We start from the raw sequence: 17,728 nt of genomic DNA on the forward strand, positions 1-17,728 counted from the left end.
ATTTGAGTGGACGACATCGTGATAACTCGTTTGAAGCGAAATGAGCGTCAGTGTGACGCCATCCGCGCAATTCCCATTCGTCGAATAGAAGGGGATTTACACCTGCATCTGCGAGAGCGTCTGCAACATCTGGTCGGACGTGGTCACGGCCTTGCTGTTGATTTCGTACGCGCGCTGCGTCTGGATCATGTTCACCAGTTCCTGCACGACGTTCACGTTCGACGCTTCCACATAGCCCTGCTGCAACGAACCCGCGCCGTTCAGTCCCGGCTGCGACACGTTCGGCGCGCCCGAGCTGCTCGTCTCCGAGAACAGGTTTTCGCCGCGTGCATCGAGGCCGGCCGGGTTGATGAAAGTCGCGAGCGTGATCTGGCCGACCGTCGTGCTGGTCGAGCTGTTCGCGCTCGTCACCGATACCGTGCCGTCCGAGCCGACCGTGATCGCCGTCGCGTTCTGCGGAATCGTGATCGCCGGATTCAGCTGATAGCCGCTCGACGTGACGAGCTGGCCTTGCGAGTTGGTCTGGAACGAGCCGTCGCGTGTGTAGGCGGTCGTGCCGTCGGGCATCGTCACCTGGAAGAAGCCTTGACCATTGATCGCGACGTCCTTCGAGTTGCCGGTCTGCTGCAGATTGCCCTGCGTGTAGAGGCGCTCGGTCGCGACCTGCTGCACGCCGGTGCCCAGTTGCACGCCCGACGCGAGCTCGGTTTGCTGCGTCGAATTTGCGCCGGGCTGGCGCGTCGTCTGATACAGCAGATCCTCGAACACCGCGCGCGAGCCCTTGAAGCCGTTGGTGCTCACGTTGGCGAGGTTGTTCGAGATGGTGTCCATCTGCGCCTGTTGCGCATTCATGCCGGTCGCGGCGATGTAGAGAGAGCGATTCATGTTCGTTTCCTAAATGTCTTGCGCCGCTTAGCTGAAGTTGAGCAGCTTGTTGGCCGACTGTTCGTTCTGGTCGGCCGATTCCATCAGCTTCGTCTGCATCTGGAATTGCCGGGCGTTGGTGATCATGGAGACCATCGCGGCGACCGGGTTCACGTTGCTGCCCTCGAGCGCGCCGCCGGCCACGACGACGTTCGGGTCCGCATCGGCGGGATCGCCGCCGGCGGTGCGAAAGAGCCCGTCGTCGCCGCGCGTGAGCGTCGCGGGATCGGGGTTCACGAGCTTCAGTTGATCGACGACCGCGATCGCCGTCGGCGGATCGCCCGGAATCAGCGCGGAGATCGTGCCGTCCTTGCCGACCGTCACTTCCGCGCCCGGCGGAATCGACAGCGGGCCGCTGTTGCCGAGCACCGGCAGGTTGTTCGCGGTAACGAGCTGGCCGTTCTGATCGACATGCAGATTGCCCGCGCGCGTGTACGCCTCGCTGCCGTCCGCGGCCTGCACGGACAGCCAGCCCTGGCCCTGAACCGCGACGTCGAGCGGATTGCCCGTCTGCTGAATCGGGCCTGCCGAGTAGTCCGCGTTCGGCGTCGACGACAGCACGAAGGTGCGCGTCGTGCCGTCGGCGGACTGGTTCTCGAACGACATCGGCACCTGGCGGAACGCCGCGAGCTGCGCCTTGAAACCCGTGGTCGACGTGTTCGCCAGGTTGTTCGCCACGACGGCCTGCTGCTCGAGCGCCTGGCTTGCGCCGGTCATCGCGGTGTAGATCAGACGGTCCATGAATCGCTTCCTTCTTCCCTATGCTTGCGGACGGTGCTTACAGATTGATCAACGTCTGGTCGACGGTCTGCTGCGTCTTGATCGTCTGCGCGTTCGCCTGGTAATTGCGCTGCGCGGTGATCAGGTTCACGAGCTCGCTCGTCAGGTCGACGTTGGAGTTCTCCACCGCGCCGCCTTGCAGCGTGCCGTGGTTGGTCGAGCCCGGCACGGACACTTGCGCCGCGCCCGATGCCGCCGTCTGCGCGTACACGTTGCCGCCGAGGTTCTGCAGACCGTTCTGGTTGTTGAAGTTGGCGATGGCGATCTGGCCGAGTGCCTTCGTTTCGCCGTTCGAGTAGTTGCCCGTCAGCATGCCGTCGCTGCCGACCGTGAAACCCGTCAGTTCGCCAGTGCTGTTGCCGTCCTGATGCAGATTCGTGAGGCCGCTCTTCGCGCCGTATTGCGTCGTGCCGGAGAGATCGAGCGTGAGCGATTGCGTCGCGCCCGCCGTCGCGCTCGCGCCGTTCGGGATCGTGAACGAGAACGTCTTGCCGGAAGTCAGGTTGCCCGACGAATCGAACGTGACCGGGCCGAGGTCGGTCTTGCCCGCGACCGGATCGCCCCAGCCCGCGAACGCTTCCCACGAATTCGTGCCGGACTTCGTGAAGTACACCGACACTTTCTGCGTGCCGCCGAGCGAATCGTAGGCATCGACGGACGTCGACGCGTTGTACGTGTTGCCGTTGGTCGGATCGAAGTCGGTGGCGGCCTTCACGTCGTCCTGCGAGTTCAGGTTGAACGCGGCGGTGATGGTCTTGGTCGCGGTCGGCGCGATGTTCGCGGTCGGCACCGTGAGGGGGACCGTGTTCGCGCTGTTGACGACGCCGCTCGAATCCGCCGCGTATCCCATCAGTTGCAGGCCCGCCGAGTTGACGATGTTGCCGCTGTTGTCGAGATGGAACACGCCGTTGCGCGAGTACACGACCGAGCCGTTGTTCGACAACTGATAAAAACCGTTGCCGTTGATCGCGACGTCGAGCGCCTGGTTCGTCGTCGTGATCGTGCCTTGCGAGAACTGCTGCTGCACTTCCGAGAGGCGCGTGCCGATGCCGACCTGGTTGTTGATGGCCGTGGCCATCGAGTTCGCGTACATGTCGGCGAACTGTGCGGCGCCCTGCTTGAAGCCGACGGTGTTCGCATTCGCGATGTTGTTGCCGATGACGTCGAGATCGCTCGATGCAGCGCCCAGACCGCTCAGTGCTTGTTGATAACTCATGTTTCGCTCCGTGACGAGCCGCGCCCGTCCTGAAAATTGATGATTTAGAGAATCGACGCGACGCCCGACAGCGCCACCGTGGAACCGTTCGACAGCTTGAGGCCGGGCGCGCCGCCCGACATCTGCACGACGCTTTGCACCTGAGCCGCCGACAGCGTCGTCGCGGTCGCCTGCTGGCCGTTGATCGTGCCTTGCGCGGTGATCGTGTAGCTGCCGTCGGCGAGCGTGGCGCCCTTCGAATCGACCGGCGTCCAGCCCGTCACCGGCACGACGCCCGCGCCTTGCGCGCCGAGGTCGAGCGTGTTGACGATCTGGCCCGACGCGTTTTTCACGACGATCTGCAGGTCGCTCACGTCGTTCGCGAGTTGCACGCCGAAGCTCGACGACTTGCCGCTCGACACTGTCATGCTGTTGCCGGCGGAAAGCACGTTCGAGCCGATGAGCAGCGCCGCCTGCGTCTGCTGGCCGGCGGAAAGCTGCGTGGCGAGCGAGGACAGCGAGGTGTTCAACTGGCCGATGCCCGTCACCGTGTTGATCTGCGCGAGCTGCGAGGTCATCTGCGAGCTGTCGGCGGGATTGGTCGGATCCTGGTTCTTCAGCTGCGTCACGAGCAGCGTGAGAAAAGTGTTCTGCAGATCAGACGCCGACTGCGCGCCGGTCGCCGAGGTCGATGACGTCGACGAGCTCGAAGACGCGCCGTTCATGGTGTCGAGCAGCGTCTGCGACACCGTGGTGCCGTTGCTGCCGATGGTTGTGCTGGTCGTCACGTTGTGTTCCTTGGTGTGTATCTATCAGGTGCCGATGGTCAGGGTCTTGAGCATCAATTGCTTGGCGGTGTTGAGCGTTTCGACGTTCGCCTGATAGGAACGCGACGCGGAAATCATGTTGACCATTTCCTGCACCGGATCGACGTTGGGCAGCGTCACATAGCCGTCCGCGTTCGCCGCCGGGTTGCTCGGGTCGTAGCTGGTTTTCATCGGGCTCGGATCGTCGATGACGCCGGTCACCTGCACGCCGCCGACCTGCTGGCCCGACGCGGTCTTCGCGCCGCCGAGCGGATCGACCGCGAACACGACCTGCTTCGCCTTGTACGGCTGGCCGTCCGGGCCGGTCGTGCTGTCCGCGTTCGCGAGATTCGACGCGGTGACGTTCAGGCGCTGCGCCTGAGCGGACATCGCCGAGCCGGCGACGTTGAAGATGTTCATCAAAGAGGGCATGTGTTCTCCTGCTGCGCTCAACTATTCGACGTGATCGCCGATAGCATCGATTTGATCTGCGACGACAACACCGTCATGCCCGCCTCGAAATGCAGCGCGTTGTCCGCGAACTGCACGCGTTCGGCATCGAGATCGACCGTGTTGCCGTCGAGCGACGGCTGGTTCGGCACGCGATACGCGAGCCTGCCGTAGTCGTCGCTCGAACCGCCCGAGGCGGACAGCGTCGAGCTGCCGCTCATGTGGCCTTTGGCCGTCGCTGCCAGGCCGCCGCTCATGCTCACGCTGACGGGCTGCGCCATCTTCAGCGTCGAGCCGTTGGTCGCCGCGTTCGGCGCGCCGCCGCCCTGCTTCAGCGCACCCGCGAGCGCGCTGGAGAAATCGACGTCGCGCGCCTTGTAGCCGGGCGTATCGGCGTTGGCGATATTCGACGACAGCAATTCCTGCCGGTACGCGCGCACGTCGAGCGCCTCACGGCCGAAAGCGAATTCCTTGTCGAGTCTGTCTAGCATTGCGATTTCTCCTGTCGGCAGCGCCGAGGCCTTTTTGCATGACACGCATCTTAGGAGCGGCGCGCAATAACTAATCCGACGAATAACCGGGAAACGCGGCCTCTATTCGACGCTTGCCTGTTCCGGCCGATATCTAGAATTCGTCTCGTTGAAGTCGTCGCAGCTTCTTTGCGGCCAGATCGAATCAGAAACGGAGAAAGACGATGAGCAGGCCGGCCAGACGTGCATCGAACCCTACGGCTCGCGCCGCAGCGACGTTCGCGCGCCGCACGTTGGGCGCGTCGCTTCTCGTGTGTGTCGTCGCGGGCGCGCAGGCGCAGCAGGCCGACGGCATGATCGTCATTCCGGGCAACGCGGAAACCAATCCCGCCGCCGCGGCCGACATGGCGCAGAAACTCGGCACGCGCGCCGCCGCGCCCGAAGCCGCGCGCTCGAACGTGAATCCGAACATGAGCCCGAGCCCGACCGGTTATCGCGCCGCGACCCGGGCCGCCGACGCCGCGATGCGCAACGCCGCGCTCGACCTCGACGCCCGCGCCGACGCCGCCGACGATTCCATGAACGGCGCAACGAACGACGCGAGCGGCATGATCGTCATTCCCGGACCGGGCGAAGCGAAGCCCGCGCGTGCGGCCGTGGCTGCCGTCGCGACGCCCGCCGCATCGCCCGCACTTCAGCGAGCACCGGTTGCGTCGGCTTCGCGCGATGTAATGCCCGTCGTCGTGACACGCGACGATGCCGCCGCCCGCAACACGAATGCAAAGCCCGTCGCCGCGAGTCCCGCGACGCCGGTCGCCACAGCCGCATCGCCTATGAGGCGCGTGAGCTTCAATCCGTCAATGACGCCAGCGCCAGCGCAGGCGCAGGCGGCGGCCGCCACGCTGCAGGACGGCGAATCGATCCGCGTCGCCACGCTCAACTTTCTGCAACAGCAGGCAGCCGGTTTGCCGGGCAAGGTCGAGATCACGGTCACGCCGGTTTTTCCGCGCGGACTCGCCGCCTGCTCCGCGCTCGATCCGTTCATGCCGACCGGCGCGCGCCTCTGGGGCCGGCTGACAGTCGGCGTGCGCTGCGTCGGCGAGCGTCCATGGACGCTGTACGTGCAGGCGCGCGTATCGATCAACGCGACGTACTACACCGCCGCGCGCGCGATCGCACCGGGCGAAGTGCTGGGCAACGCCGATCTCGTCGCCCGCGACGGCGACCTCACCGCGATGCCGCAGGCCATCGTCACCGATCCGACGCAGGCCGTCGGCGCGGTTGCGCTGTCACGCGTGCCCGCCGGCCTGCCGCTGCGCACCGACATGCTGCGCGCGGCGAGCTCGGTGTCGATCGGGCAGACCGTGCACGTGGTCGCCGGCGGCTCCGGCTTTTCGATTTCCGCCGACGGCACCGCGATGAGCAACGCGTCGCCCGGCCAGCAAGTACGTGTAAAAACCGCCGGCGGACAGATCATCACCGGCATCGTGAAGGACAGCCAGACGGTGGAAGTGTCGCTATAACAGGCGAAGTGTTCGGTCCCCCACGTTTGTTTCATTTTGTTTCAAATGTGCCAGAGGCTTGCCAGATAAGGCTCAGCGCGCGATGAGCATGGCGAACGGCAGTTGGCGGTCCATCGGCAGGGTAAAGTTTTCAAGACCCGTCGCCGTTAAAGGACTCAACACGTTCGGGAATGGACATCGTGAAGATCGAATCGAATAGCAACACCACTCTGGCAGGCCTTCAAGACAACCTGCAACGCGCGTCGCAAAACGACGCAAAAGGTGCCGCTGGCACGGTGCAGCAAGCGCAGACGGGCACGAGCCCGGCGAAGAATTCGACGGTGAGCTTGTCGTCGTTGTCGAGCGATTTGCGCGCATCGAACGGCTCGGACATCGACACGGCGAAAGTCGCGTCGATCAAGGCCGCCATGCGCGACGGCAGCCTGAAGATCGACAGCGGCAAGATCGCCGACGGCATGCTGAGCACCGCCCGCGACCTGCTGCAAACGAGAACCCCGCCGACCGGCGGCTGAACGCCTCCCCGGCGCGCGACGAGCGCGTGACGGCAGGCGTTTGCGAGACCGGGCGGCTTTTTGAAACCGCTTCTGCTTCATGAGCGATGCAATGAGAGACGCCCTGCTTGCCACTGTTACCGAAGAAGTCGCTGCTGTCCGGGCCTTCGAATCCCTCCTCGCCGATGAGGAAAAAGCGCTGATCGCCGCGCAGCCGCTTCCGGCGCTGCCCGAGATCATTCAGAGCAAGACCGCGCTCACCGAACGCATCTCCGCGCTCGAACAAGCCCGCGACGAACAACTGAAGGCGCTTGGTTTTCCCGCCGGCTTCGTCGGCATGGAAGCCGCCGCCGCGGACGATTCCGCGATCGCCGAGCAATGGGCGCTGCTCACCGCCGCCGCCCGCCGCGCGAAACAGGGCAACAACAACAACGGCGTGCTGATCCGCACGCGCATGGAATACAACCGCAAGGCATTGGCTGCCTTGCAGGTCGCGCCGTCCAGGAGCGGCTTTTACGGCCCGGACGGCCGCGTTCCTGGCGCCTGATTTCCATCTCCGCCTTCGAAACGGCGCGTGCTTCCCGCGAAGCGCGCGCCGTTTTTCATCTACCGAATAACCCCCTTTTCCCCGGCTTTATCCGCCGATGGCCGCTCGACGCCTTCCGCAATAATCGCTTTCATCAAAAAGCGGCTTCGTGCCGCGCGCATCTCGACACGATGGAAGCAACGGAGTAAGGCCCGGTGGCAGAAGAAAGCGATCTCGAAAAAACCGAATCAGCGACTCCCAAGCGCCTGGAAAAGGCGCGTGAAGAAGGACAGGTCGCGCGCTCGCGGGAACTCGCGTCGTTCGCGCTGCTAGCGGCGGGATTTTTCGGCGTGTGGGGTCTGTCGGGGCCGATCAGCATGCATCTGCAATCGATCCTGCGCGGCGCGTTCACGTTCGATCACGCGACCGTGCTCGACACGCGCCAGATGATGATCGGCGCGGCGAACGCGGGCAAGGAAGGCATGCTCGCGGTGCTGCCGGTTCTCGCGCTCGCCGGATTCGCCGCGCTCGCCGCACCGATGGCGCTCGGCGGCTGGCTCATCACGACCAAACCGCTCGCGCCGAACTTCGGACGTCTGAATCCGATCAGCGGCCTCGGCAAGATTTTTTCGATGCAAGGGCCGGTTCAGCTCGGCATGTCGGTGCTGAAGACGATCGTCGTCGGCGGCATGGCGGGCTCGGCAATCTGGAGTCGCAAGGCCGAAGTGCTCGGTCTTCTGACCAAGCCGCTCGGTCTCGCGCTCGCCGACGCGATGCATCTGATCTTCGTGTGCTGCGGCATGGCGATCGGCGGGCTGTTTCTCGTCGCGGCCATCGACGTGCCGTATCAGCTCTACGCGCACGCGAAGAAGCTGCGCATGAGCAAGGAAGAAGTGAAGCGCGAGCACAAGGAAAGCGAGGGCGATCCGCACATCAAGGGCAAGATCCGCCAGCAGCAGCGCGCGGCCGCGCGTCGCCGGATGATGCAGGCGATTCCGACGGCGGACGTCATCGTCACGAACCCGACGCACTTCGCCGTCGCACTGAAATACGCCGATGGCGAGATGCGCGCGCCGAAGGTCGTCGCGAAGGGCGTGAATCTGGTCGCGGCGCGTATCCGCGAACTGGGACGCGAGAACAATGTGCCGCTGCTCGAAGCGCCGCCGCTCGCGCGTGCGCTGTATCACAACGTCGAGATCAACCGCGAGATTCCGGGCGCGCTCTACGGCGCGGTCGCGCAAGTGCTGGCGTGGGTTTATCAGCTCAAGCGCTACAAGGAAGACGGCGGCGTGAAACCGGACGAACCGTCCGATCTCGACGTGCCAAAGGAACTGGACAAAGGCGGCGTTTCCGACGCCGACGCCGATCAGGAAGCAGCCGATGCCCTGTCCGGCGACAACACTGACAATGGAGCCGCAGCATGAACGCGCGCGCTGGATTTTTCGCCAAACGGCCCGACGCGCTGGGCACGCAGAACCTTCGAGCCCTGGCCGGCCCGATTCTCATCTGCATGATCCTGGGCATGATGATTCTGCCCTTGCCGGCGTTTCTGCTCGACTTGCTGTTCACCTTCAACATCGCGCTGTCGGTAATGGTGCTGCTCGTCAGCATGTACACGCAGAAGCCGCTCGATTTCGCGGCGTTCCCGAGCGTGCTGCTGTTCTCGACGCTGCTGCGCCTGTCGCTGAACGTCGCGTCCACGCGTATCGTGCTGCTCGAAGGCCACACCGGCCCGGATGCGGCGGGTCAGGTGATCGAATCGTTCGGGCACTTCCTCGTCGGCGGGAACTTCGCGGTCGGCATCGTCGTGTTCGTGATCCTGATGATCATCAACTTCATGGTCATCACGAAGGGCGCGGGGCGTATCGCGGAAGTCGGCGCGCGCTTCACGCTCGATGCGATGCCCGGCAAGCAGATGGCCATCGACGCCGATCTGAACGCCGGCCTCATCAACGAGGAAACTGCGAAGAAGCGCCGCCAGGCGGTCGCGCAGGAAGCCGAGTTCTACGGATCGATGGACGGTGCGTCGAAGTTCGTACGCGGCGACGCGATCGCGGGCTTGCTCATCATGGTCATCAACGTGGTGGGCGGGCTGATCGTCGGCATGCTTCAGCACGACATGGACTTCGGGCACGCGGCGACCAACTACACGCTGCTGACGATCGGCGATGGTCTGGTCGCGCAGATTCCGTCGCTCATCATTTCGACGGCGGCGGGCGTGATCGTGTCTCGCGTGGCGACCGAAGAGGACATCGGCACGCAGTTGACCGGGCAGTTGTTCCAGAACCCGCGCGTGCTGATGATTACGGGCGTGATCATCGGCGTGATGGGTCTGATTCCGGGCATGCCGCACTTCGCGTTCATGCTGCTCGGCGGCGGCCTCATCTATGCCGCGCGCTCGATGAACAAGCGCGCCGAGGCGAAGAAAAAGAGCGCCGTCACCGATGTCACGCCGCTCCAGGCGAGCGCGGCGGCAGCTTCGGCCGAGAACGCGGAAGCGAGCTGGGAAGACGTGTCGCTTATCGATCCGTTGGGGCTGGAAGTGGGGTATCGCCTGATTCCGCTCGTCGATCGCAACAGCGACGGCGAATTGCTCAAGCGCATCAAGGGCATCCGCAAGAAGTTCGCGCAGGAAATCGGTTTTCTGCCGCCGGTCATTCATATTCGCGACAACCTCGAACTGCGGCCGAACGGGTATCGGATTGCGCTGAAGGGCGTGGAAGTGGGCGTCGGCGAGGCGTTTCCGGGGCAGTGGCTCGCGATCAATCCGGGCCAGGTGTCGGCGGCGCTGCCCGGCACGCAGACGCAGGATCCGGCGTTCGGTCTGCCGGCGGTGTGGATCGATACGAATCTGCGCGAACAGGCGCAGGTCTACGGCTACACGGTCGTCGATGCGAGCACGGTCGTCGCGACGCATTTGAATCATCTCGTCGTGACGCACGCGGCGGAGTTGCTCGGACGTCAGGAAGTGCAGGCGCTGCTGGAGCGCATCGGCAAGGACACGCCTTCCCTCACCGACGATCTCGTGCCGAAGGTCATGTCGCTGACGACGCTGCAAAAGGTGTTGCAGAACCTGCTCGACGAGAGCGTGCCGATCCGCGATATGCGTACTATCCTCGACGCGCTGCAGGAACACGCGCCGCGCATGACCGATCCGTACGACCTTACGGCTGCGGTACGTCTCGCGCTGGGCCGCGCGATCACGCAGCAGTGGTATCCAGGCGCCGACGATTTGCAGGTGATGGGCCTCGACCCGACGCTGGAGCGTGTGTTGTCGCAGGCGCTGTCGACGGGCACGAATCCGGGGCTCGAGCCGGGACTTGCGCAGACGTTGATGAATTCGACGCAGAACGCGATCATGCGTCAGCAAAATCTGGGCTTGCCGCCGGTGCTGCTCGTGCAGCACTCGCTACGCGCGATGCTGGCGCGGTTCCTGCGCCGGAGCTTGCCGCAACTGAAGGTGATTTCCTATGCGGAAGTGCCGGATACGCGGAATGTGAAGGTGGTTAATTTGATTGGGGCGTGATGCGTCGCCTATTGAAGCGATGAAGCGATCATGCCCTTGAGGTTGTCGGCGTCGAACGCCACGGTCTTGTCCGTGTAATAGTTTGCTCGCTCGAACTGCTTCTTCGTGACCGCCTTCTGGCTCTCGGCGATCGCCAGGACATAGCCGTCGATCTTCTGAAGCTTGTACTGCATGTAGATCACCTCTGCCTCAAGCAAGTGTGTGGCATTCGATGCTCCGATGATGATCAACGGCTTCGTGGCGTCGATGACGTGGTCGGCCATCAGGCCGCCTGGAATGGGAAGCTCGACATCGGAGCGAAGAGGAATGCCGGTTTCGTCGGCGATTTCTTTCAGAACGCTCGACAGCCGTTCTTTGAAGTCGCTATTCGATTGGCGTTCCACCTGCGAGGTTGCGATGCCGTAGAGTTGCTGTGCAGCCTCAGCCACCCGAAACACGTAGGGCGCGACACTTCGTTCGTCGACCGCGGTGGCGCGTATCACTTCGTCCTCGCAAAGGCGCGCAGGGCTTAATTCGGCGAATTCGCGTGTCCATCGTCCGACCGCTGACGACTCCACATCGCCCCCCGCCATACTTGCGCACAAGCAGGCTTCTCCGTTTTCATCGATCACATACTCGCCGTTCTGCGGACGAACCCGCACCACAACGCGATCTCCAGTTCCCGGATATTCGAGTGGAGTGACGATTCGATGCATGCCATTTGTATCTGCATGCACTTCGAAAAGAGAACAGATGTTCCGCTTCAGCGACTGGGTCAATTCCATAGCTCACCTTGGCGATTGATTCTGATCGGCGTCTCGACTCCGACGGCTTGGCAGAAGATCCTGATCAACTCGGCTCTGTCCGACTCTAGTCTTGGATCGAAGTCACGATGCGACTTTAGATTAAGCTCAGGTGCTCGCGGCAGCAAGCGATTCCGGTAGTCGGCCGCTGTCTTGCAAGGCGTCTTGCAGTGCAAGCCTTTGTGGCTGGGATGATAGTGGAACTCGAAGATCGGATACAGATCGTCGTTGTGAACGACGCAGAGCAAGTACCCGTAGAACGAGCGGTCCGTGCGCTCAGGGCCATCGTGCCACATGAAGATCACTCGATGCTCATCCGAGACCGGAATCAGATCAGTGGCATAACTGCCTTGTCGTCCAATCTTGTTGAATGGCTTGGGCAGCTTGTTTCGGACCATCTTGTTGAACTGCGGCGTTCGAGCAAGGAATTTGTTTGCGCGTTTGTGAGCGGCAAGTTCTCTCGGATTCAAATGCGGTTCTCTCTGATGTTTCGAGCAACCGCATCTGCGCAACTCTGTGCGTGATATGAAACAGGAGCGGTCGATCGGTTTTCCTTTTCCCGAACCGATACTATCCGCATCTCCTGACGCACAACGCTTCGTTAAACGAATGTTTCAGTCCACGCCGCGAAAGCTGCACGCGAGCAGTGAAATACCTCAACACTCCACGATATTCACCGCCAACCCGCCGCGCGACGTTTCCTTGTACTTGGTCTTCATATCCGCGCCCGTCTCCCGCATCGTCTTGATGACAGAATCGAGCGAAACGTAGTGTGATCCATCCCCGCGCATCGCCATGCGGGCCGCGTTGACGGCTTTGACCGAACCCATCGCGTTGCGCTCGATGCACGGAATCTGCACCATCCCGCCGACCGGATCGCACGTCAGTCCAAGGTTGTGCTCCATGCCGATTTCGGCCGCATTCTCGACCTGCGCCGGCGTTCCGCCCAGCACCGCGGCGAGCGCGCCCGCCGCCATCGAACAAGCGACGCCGACTTCGCCCTGACATCCGACCTCCGCGCCGGATATCGACGCGTTCATCTTGTACAGAATGCCGATAGCCGCCGCCGTCAGCAGAAAGTCGATCACGCCTTGGGTGTTCGAGCCCGGCACGAACCGGTCGTAGTAATGCAGCACGGCCGGAATGATGCCCGCCGCGCCATTCGTCGGCGCCGTGACCACGCGTCCGCCGATCGCGTTCTCCTCGTTTACCGCGATCGCGTAGAGATTGATCCAGTCGATCATCGACAACGGATCGCGCAATGCCTGCTCCGGCTTGCCCGCCAGCGCGCGATAAAGCTGCGGCGCGCGCCGCTTCACCTGAAACGGTCCCGGCAAATGTCCTTCCGCGTCCGGATTGCCGATGCCGCATCCGCGCGCGACGCAATCCTGCATCACGTCCCAGATGCGCAATAGTCCCGCGCGAATCTCGTCCTCGCTGCGCCAGACGCGCTCGTTTTCCCACATCAGTTGCGCGATCGACTTGCCGGATTCCGCGCACATCCTCATCAGTTCGTCGCCGGTCTGGAACGGATACGGCAATTGCTCGTGCGCCGTCAGCACCGCCGTGTTCGCCGCGCCCGCCGTCACGACGAAGCCGCCGCCGACCGACAGATACGTCGCCTCGCGCAGCAACGCGCCGCTCGCATCGAACGCATGGAGCTTCATGCCGTTCGGATGCTCCGGCAGCGCCTGCCGGTAGAACGCGATGTTCTCCCTGATCGTGAACGGAATCATGCGCACGCCGAGCAGCGCGAGCGTCTTCGACGTCCGCACCTGTTCGAGACGCGGCACGATGGTCGATGCATCGACGGTGTCGGGGGCGTCGCCCATCAGGCCGAGCATCACGCCGCGATCGGTGCCATGCCCCTTGCCCGTCGCGCCGAGCGAGCCGTACAACTCGCATTTCACCGATGCCGTCGCTTCCAGCAGTCCGTCGCGCTCGAGCCCCTGCGCGAACATCAACGCCGCGCGCATCGGCCCGACGGTGTGCGAGCTCGAAGGTCCGATGCCGATCTTGAAGAGGTCGAATACGCTGACTGCCATGATGATATCTGCCTATGTAATTAGCGCGCCGGCAACGGCAGACACACCGCGAGCCACGCGGGCGGCGTCGGTGCGAGCCGCAGCGCGACCGGCGCATAGCGGCCGTCGAGACGCGCCGCCAGATGAAAGAGTTCCGCCGCGTTCTTCGGATCCCACTGACCCGAAAATCCCGGCAACCCAGCCTCGCGACGTTTCGCGTCGAACGGCATCGACGACTTCACGAATTCGTCGTGCGTCTTCGTGCCGAGTGCGTACGGCGTAAGCCAGTTGAGCGCCTCGGCCAGCGTCGCGCCCGACTGCGCGCGTTCGGGCAGCCAGTTGCGGTTGTGCCGCCGCGCCGCGAGCGCCGCCGTCACGAGCGGTTGAAGATCGTAGGTGACGTAGCGCAGCGCGTCGCGTTCGGCGAAATCGACCGTCGATCCATCCGGCGCGATGTTGTCGCCGATATGCTCGACGAACAGACGCTGCGCCGCGTTGATGAGCTTGCGGTCATCGATCGTGAACGCGCCCATCGCCACCAGCTTGACGCGATGGCTCTGCCAGTTGTTCCGGTAATTGCCGGTGAGCGGACGCGGCTGCTTGTCCATATCGGCGATATAACCCGTCACCATTTTTCCGATGAACACGTTCGCCGCATTGCGCGTCTTCACCGGCAGCGCGCTCGCCGTGAGGTCGTACGCGAGAATCAGCGATTCGAAATTCGTCTCGTCGATGGGATTGAAGCTCGGCTGATATGTCGTCGTCCATGCGAACAGAAAGCGGTCGACGAGCCGCAGATAACGTTCGTCGCCGGTCGCGCGCCACGCGAGCGCGGCATCGCGCATCAGCCCGAGATCTTTTTCCGCTTCGATGCTCTCGTCGTAAATGCCTTCGTGCGGCAGCGTGCCTTCGGTGTGCAGCTTCGCGCGCGCCTTCGGCTGATCGTTCACATGCGACTGCACCATTTTCACGAGCGCCTTCACGCCGGGATCGGCGTTGGTGCGCTCGCTCGTCTGCATCGCGGGCGCGGCGCAGAAATTCATCGCGGCATGCGCGCCGAACGACCACGCGCATAACAACGCCGCTGCGACGATTCGGCGGCTTCTTATCATCTCTCGCACCTTCCGCGCCATGCGAACTCCTTGATTGGCTTTGGTCCGGGGTGAGATGTTAGCCGTTCTGGAACGCGCCGCAAAACCGCCCGACAATGCTTTACGCTTTGCGGGCGGCGTTCTCTCAGGTTCGTGCGCGGCGCCTTACTCGTCCGCGTATTCCGACACCGGCACGCACGAGCACATCAGGTTGCGGTCGCCGTAAGCGTTGTCCGCACGGCCGACGGGCGACCAGTACTTGCGCGCCACCAGCGACTTCAGCGGATACGCCGCCGCTTCGCGCGTGTAGGCGTGCGTCCACGCGTCCGACGTGACGACCGCCGCCGTATGCGGCGCGTGCTTCAGCACGTTGTCCTCGCGATCCGCGCGGCCTTCCTCGACCGCGCGGATTTCCTCGCGGATCGCGATCATCGCGTCGATGAAGCGGTCGAGCTCTTCCTTCGATTCCGATTCCGTCGGCTCGACCATCAGCGTGCCGGGCACCGGGAAGCTCATAGTCGGCGCGTGGAAGCCGTAATCGATCAGGCGCTTCGCCACGTCTTCCACCGAAATGCCGCTCGATTCCTTGATCGGGCGGACATCGAGAATGCATTCGTGCGCGACCAGCCCGCCGGCGCCGCTGTACAGCACCGGATAGTGCGGCGCGAGGCGCTTCGCGACGTAGTTCGCCGCGAGAATCGCGCTTTCAGTGGCGGCCGTGAGACCTTGCGCGCCCATCATCGCGATATACATCCACGAGATCGGCAGAATCGCGGCCGAGCCGTACGGCGCCGACGACACCGCGCCGATGCCCGCTTCGTCGCGCTTATATCCGGTCGATGCCTGATTCGGCAGGAACTTCGCCAGATGCGCGCCGACCGCGACCGGACCGACGCCCGGTCCGCCGCCGCCGTGCGGAATGCAGAACGTCTTGTGCAGATTCAGATGCGATACGTCGCCGCCGAACTGGCCGGGCGCGCAGAGGCCGACCATCGCGTTCATGTTCGCGCCATCGACATACACCTGACCGCCGTGCGCATGCACGATCTCGCAGATTTCGCGCACGTTGACTTCGAACACGCCGTGCGTCGACGGATACGTAATCATGATTGCCGCGAGATTCGCGGAATGCTTCTCCGCCTTCGCCTTCAGATCGTCGATATCGACGTTGCCGTTCTGATCGCACGCGACCACGACCACCTGCATGCCCGCCATCTGCGCCGACGCCGGGTTCGTGCCGTGCGCGGACGCCGGAATCAGACACACGTTGCGATGCCCTTCGCCGCGCGATTCGTGATACGCGTGGATGATGAGCAGACCCGCGTACTCGCCCTGCGAACCGGCGTTCGGCTGCAGCGACACGGCCGCGTAACCCGTGCACGCGACGAGCATCTGTTCGAGCTGATCGATCATCGTGCGATAGCCGACCGTCTGCTCGGCGGGCGCGAACGGATGAATCGCGGCGAATTCCGGCCACGTCACCGGCAGCATTTCGGAGGTGGCGTTGAGCTTCATCGTGCACGAGCCGAGCGGAATCATCGTGCGGTCGAGCGCGAGGTCCTTGTCGGCGAGACTGCGCAGATAGCGCAGCATTTCGTGTTCGGAATGATGACGGTTGAAAACCGGATGCGTCAGATATTCGCTTTCGCGCTTCAATGCGTCCGGAATCGAATCGGTCAAGGCTGCGTCGAGTGCGTCGATGTCGAACGTTTCGGTCTTGCCCGCGACGTCCGCGAAGAGCGCGAAGAGCTTGAGCAGGTCGTCGCGCGTGGTGGTTTCATCGAGCGATACGCCGACTTGCGTGCCGCTCACATGGCGCAGATTGATATGCGCGGCGTAAGCGGCCTGATGCAACGCGGTGGTGCTGGCGCCGCTTTCGATCGTCACGGTGTCGAAGAAGGTTTCGTTTGCGATCGTGTAGCCGAGCTTCGCGATGCCCGCCGCGAACACCGACGCCACGCGATTCACGCGCAGCGCGATCGTCTTGAGACCGCGCGGGCCGTGATAGACGGCGTACATGCTGGCCATGATCGCGAGCAGCGCCTGCGCCGTGCAGACATTCGACGTCGCTTTCTCGCGGCGAATGTGCTGCTCGCGCGTTTGCAGCGCGAGACGCAGCGCGGAATTGCCTTGCGCGTCGACCGTCACGCCGACGAGACGGCCTGGCATCTGACGCTTGAATTCATCGCGCACGGCCATGTACGCCGCGTGCGGACCGCCAAAGCCGACCGGCACGCCGAAACGCTGCGTATTGCCGATCGCGACATCCGCGCCCCACTCGCCCGGCGGCGTGATGAGCGTTAGCGCGAGCAGATCCGCCGCCGCGATGACGTGGCCGCCCGCCGCATGGATCGCGTCGGACAGCGCGCGATAGTCGCGCACATCGCCGTTCGCGCCGGGATATTGCAGCAGCACGCCGAACGCGTTCGCATTCGCGGCGTCCTCGGCCGGTCCGACTTTGACGTCGATGCCCGCGGGCCTCGCGCGCGTCTTCACGACTTCGATGGTCTGCGGCAGCACGTCGTCCGCCACGTAGAAGACGTTCGTCTTCGGCTTGCCGACGCGTTGCAGCAACGTCATCGCTTCGGCGGCGGCGGTGGCTTCGTCGAGCAGCGAGGCGTTCGCCATCGCGAGGCCCGTCAGGTCCATCACCATCTGCTGGAAGTTGAGCAGCGCTTCCAGACGACCTTGCGAAATTTCCGGCTGATACGGCGTGTAAGCCGTGTACCACGCCGGGTTTTCGAGCACGTTGCGCAGGATCACCGCCGGCGTGTGCGTGCCATAGTAGCCTTGGCCGATATACGTTCGAAACACCAGATTCTCGTCCGCCAGTTTGCGCAGCGCCGCGAGCGCTTCGGCTTCGCTCTTCGGCTGTGTGAATGCGCCGAGCGGCAGCGTTTCCTTGCGGCGGATCGATTCAGGAATCACCGCGTCGATGAAGGCCGCGCGCGACGCGAAACCGAGCGCGTCGAGCATGGCGCGCTGGTCGGCTTCATCGGGGCCAATGTGCCGCTCGGCGAATGCGTCGTGGCATTCGAGCGCGGCGAGTGACAAAGAGGTGCGGTTCATCAGGCGATCCGGGTGTTCGAGCTTCATGTGAAATCCTGCTTGCGACGAAGGCGCGGCGGCCTTCGTCCATG

General features: G+C 63.6%; 16 protein-coding genes. 5 read left to right on the forward strand and 11 right to left on the reverse strand.

Annotated elements, in window-relative coordinates; all coding sequences use genetic code 11:
- Positions 1–96 precede the first annotated feature (96 nt).
- Genes flgG through flgB form a run of 6 tightly spaced genes read right to left on the reverse strand, consistent with a single transcriptional unit; the run spans position 97 to position 4,646 of the window.
- On the reverse strand, positions 97–885 hold the full coding sequence (gene flgG / locus AWB77_RS00460; protein WP_061132451.1) for a flagellar basal-body rod protein FlgG: 789 nt from the start codon (positions 883–885) through the stop codon (positions 97–99).
- 27 nt (positions 886–912) lie between these two features.
- Positions 913–1,665 carry a flagellar basal-body rod protein FlgF gene (flgF, locus tag AWB77_RS00465; RefSeq protein ID WP_061132452.1) on the reverse strand — a complete coding sequence of 251 codons (753 nt, stop codon included), beginning with the start codon at positions 1,663–1,665 and terminating at the stop codon, positions 913–915.
- A 37-nt stretch (positions 1,666–1,702) separates the two neighbouring features.
- Positions 1,703–2,920, reverse strand: a complete 1,218-nt coding sequence (gene flgE, locus AWB77_RS00470; RefSeq protein WP_061132453.1) for a flagellar hook protein FlgE — start codon at positions 2,918–2,920, stop codon at positions 1,703–1,705.
- A gap of 44 nt (positions 2,921–2,964) precedes the next feature.
- The gene (locus tag AWB77_RS00475; protein WP_061132454.1) at positions 2,965–3,687 is read right to left on the reverse strand and encodes a flagellar hook assembly protein FlgD; all 723 of its coding nucleotides are present in this window, start codon (positions 3,685–3,687) and stop codon (positions 2,965–2,967) included.
- Between the two features lie 24 nt (positions 3,688–3,711).
- The gene (gene flgC, locus AWB77_RS00480) at positions 3,712–4,137 is read right to left on the reverse strand and encodes a flagellar basal body rod protein FlgC (RefSeq protein ID WP_061132455.1); all 426 of its coding nucleotides are present in this window, start codon (positions 4,135–4,137) and stop codon (positions 3,712–3,714) included.
- Positions 4,138–4,154: 17 nt separating this feature from the next.
- Positions 4,155–4,646 carry a flagellar basal body rod protein FlgB gene (gene flgB / locus AWB77_RS00485; protein ID WP_061132456.1) on the reverse strand — a complete coding sequence of 164 codons (492 nt, stop codon included), beginning with the start codon at positions 4,644–4,646 and terminating at the stop codon, positions 4,155–4,157.
- Positions 4,647–4,849: 203 nt separating this feature from the next.
- Between flgB and flgA the strand changes: the two genes are divergently transcribed.
- The 5 genes from flgA (at position 4,850) to flhA (ending at position 10,691) form a co-directional block, all read left to right on the forward strand.
- A complete protein-coding gene (gene flgA, locus AWB77_RS00490; protein WP_061132457.1) occupies positions 4,850–6,148 on the forward strand; it encodes a flagellar basal body P-ring formation chaperone FlgA in 1,299 nt (432 codons plus the stop codon).
- A 170-nt stretch (positions 6,149–6,318) separates the two neighbouring features.
- The gene (gene flgM / locus AWB77_RS00495) at positions 6,319–6,660 is read left to right on the forward strand and encodes a flagellar biosynthesis anti-sigma factor FlgM (RefSeq protein ID WP_082852553.1); all 342 of its coding nucleotides are present in this window, start codon (positions 6,319–6,321) and stop codon (positions 6,658–6,660) included.
- Between the two features lie 91 nt (positions 6,661–6,751).
- Complete coding sequence (locus AWB77_RS00500; protein WP_061133090.1) at positions 6,752–7,186, forward strand: flagellar protein FlgN; 435 nt, start codon at positions 6,752–6,754, stop codon at positions 7,184–7,186.
- 194 nt (positions 7,187–7,380) lie between these two features.
- Positions 7,381–8,589: a flagellar biosynthesis protein FlhB gene (gene flhB / locus AWB77_RS00505; protein ID WP_061132458.1), complete on the forward strand. Its 1,209-nt coding sequence runs from the start codon at positions 7,381–7,383 to the stop codon at positions 8,587–8,589.
- Positions 8,586–10,691 carry a flagellar biosynthesis protein FlhA gene (gene flhA, locus AWB77_RS00510; RefSeq protein WP_061132459.1) on the forward strand — a complete coding sequence of 702 codons (2,106 nt, stop codon included), beginning with the start codon at positions 8,586–8,588 and terminating at the stop codon, positions 10,689–10,691. The genes flhB and flhA overlap by 4 nt, the downstream gene beginning before the upstream one ends.
- A gap of 8 nt (positions 10,692–10,699) precedes the next feature.
- Here flhA and AWB77_RS00515 read toward each other — a convergent pair whose 3' ends face one another.
- From AWB77_RS00515 to gcvP, 5 genes are all read right to left on the reverse strand, one after another.
- On the reverse strand, positions 10,700–11,455 hold the full coding sequence (locus AWB77_RS00515) for a hypothetical protein (RefSeq protein ID WP_244158372.1): 756 nt from the start codon (positions 11,453–11,455) through the stop codon (positions 10,700–10,702).
- Positions 11,446–11,943: a hypothetical protein gene (locus AWB77_RS00520; protein ID WP_061132460.1), complete on the reverse strand. Its 498-nt coding sequence runs from the start codon at positions 11,941–11,943 to the stop codon at positions 11,446–11,448. The genes AWB77_RS00515 and AWB77_RS00520 overlap by 10 nt, the downstream gene beginning before the upstream one ends.
- Before the next feature lie 186 nt (positions 11,944–12,129).
- On the reverse strand, positions 12,130–13,518 hold the full coding sequence (locus AWB77_RS00525) for an L-serine ammonia-lyase (RefSeq protein ID WP_061132461.1): 1,389 nt from the start codon (positions 13,516–13,518) through the stop codon (positions 12,130–12,132).
- A 20-nt stretch (positions 13,519–13,538) separates the two neighbouring features.
- Entirely contained in the window at positions 13,539–14,630 is a 1,092-nt protein-coding gene (locus AWB77_RS00530) for an alginate lyase family protein (RefSeq protein WP_061132462.1), read from the reverse strand.
- A gap of 123 nt (positions 14,631–14,753) precedes the next feature.
- Positions 14,754–17,684 carry an aminomethyl-transferring glycine dehydrogenase gene (gcvP, locus tag AWB77_RS00535; RefSeq protein ID WP_061132463.1) on the reverse strand — a complete coding sequence of 977 codons (2,931 nt, stop codon included), beginning with the start codon at positions 17,682–17,684 and terminating at the stop codon, positions 14,754–14,756.
- Between the last annotated feature and the right edge of the window lie 44 nt (positions 17,685–17,728).

Origin of the sequence: Caballeronia fortuita (genome assembly GCF_001544835.2) — a bacterium.
In the GTDB taxonomy this organism is placed as follows: domain Bacteria; phylum Pseudomonadota; class Gammaproteobacteria; order Burkholderiales; family Burkholderiaceae; genus Caballeronia; species Caballeronia fortuita.

Excerpts from the sequence above, each read along its gene's own strand:
- flgG (WP_061132451.1), bottom strand. The coding sequence starts at position 885 with ATGAATCGCTCTCTCTACATCGCCGCGACCGGCATGAATGCGCAACAG.
- flgF (WP_061132452.1), bottom strand. The coding sequence starts at position 1,665 with ATGGACCGTCTGATCTACACCGCGATGACCGGCGCAAGCCAGGCGCTC.
- flgE (WP_061132453.1), bottom strand. The coding sequence starts at position 2,920 with ATGAGTTATCAACAAGCACTGAGCGGTCTGGGCGCTGCATCGAGCGAT.
- flgC (WP_061132455.1), bottom strand. The coding sequence starts at position 4,137 with ATGCCCTCTTTGATGAACATCTTCAACGTCGCCGGCTCGGCGATGTCC.
- flgB (WP_061132456.1), bottom strand. The coding sequence starts at position 4,646 with ATGCTAGACAGACTCGACAAGGAATTCGCTTTCGGCCGTGAGGCGCTC.
- flgA (WP_061132457.1), top strand. The coding sequence starts at position 4,850 with ATGAGCAGGCCGGCCAGACGTGCATCGAACCCTACGGCTCGCGCCGCA.
- flgM (WP_082852553.1), top strand. The coding sequence starts at position 6,319 with ATGGACATCGTGAAGATCGAATCGAATAGCAACACCACTCTGGCAGGC.
- AWB77_RS00500 (WP_061133090.1), top strand. The coding sequence starts at position 6,752 with ATGAGAGACGCCCTGCTTGCCACTGTTACCGAAGAAGTCGCTGCTGTC.
- flhA (WP_061132459.1), top strand. The coding sequence starts at position 8,586 with ATGAACGCGCGCGCTGGATTTTTCGCCAAACGGCCCGACGCGCTGGGC.
- AWB77_RS00515 (WP_244158372.1), bottom strand. The coding sequence starts at position 11,455 with ATGGAATTGACCCAGTCGCTGAAGCGGAACATCTGTTCTCTTTTCGAA.
- AWB77_RS00525 (WP_061132461.1), bottom strand. The coding sequence starts at position 13,518 with ATGGCAGTCAGCGTATTCGACCTCTTCAAGATCGGCATCGGACCTTCG.
- AWB77_RS00530 (WP_061132462.1), bottom strand. The coding sequence starts at position 14,630 with ATGGCGCGGAAGGTGCGAGAGATGATAAGAAGCCGCCGAATCGTCGCA.
- gcvP (WP_061132463.1), bottom strand. The coding sequence starts at position 17,684 with ATGAAGCTCGAACACCCGGATCGCCTGATGAACCGCACCTCTTTGTCA.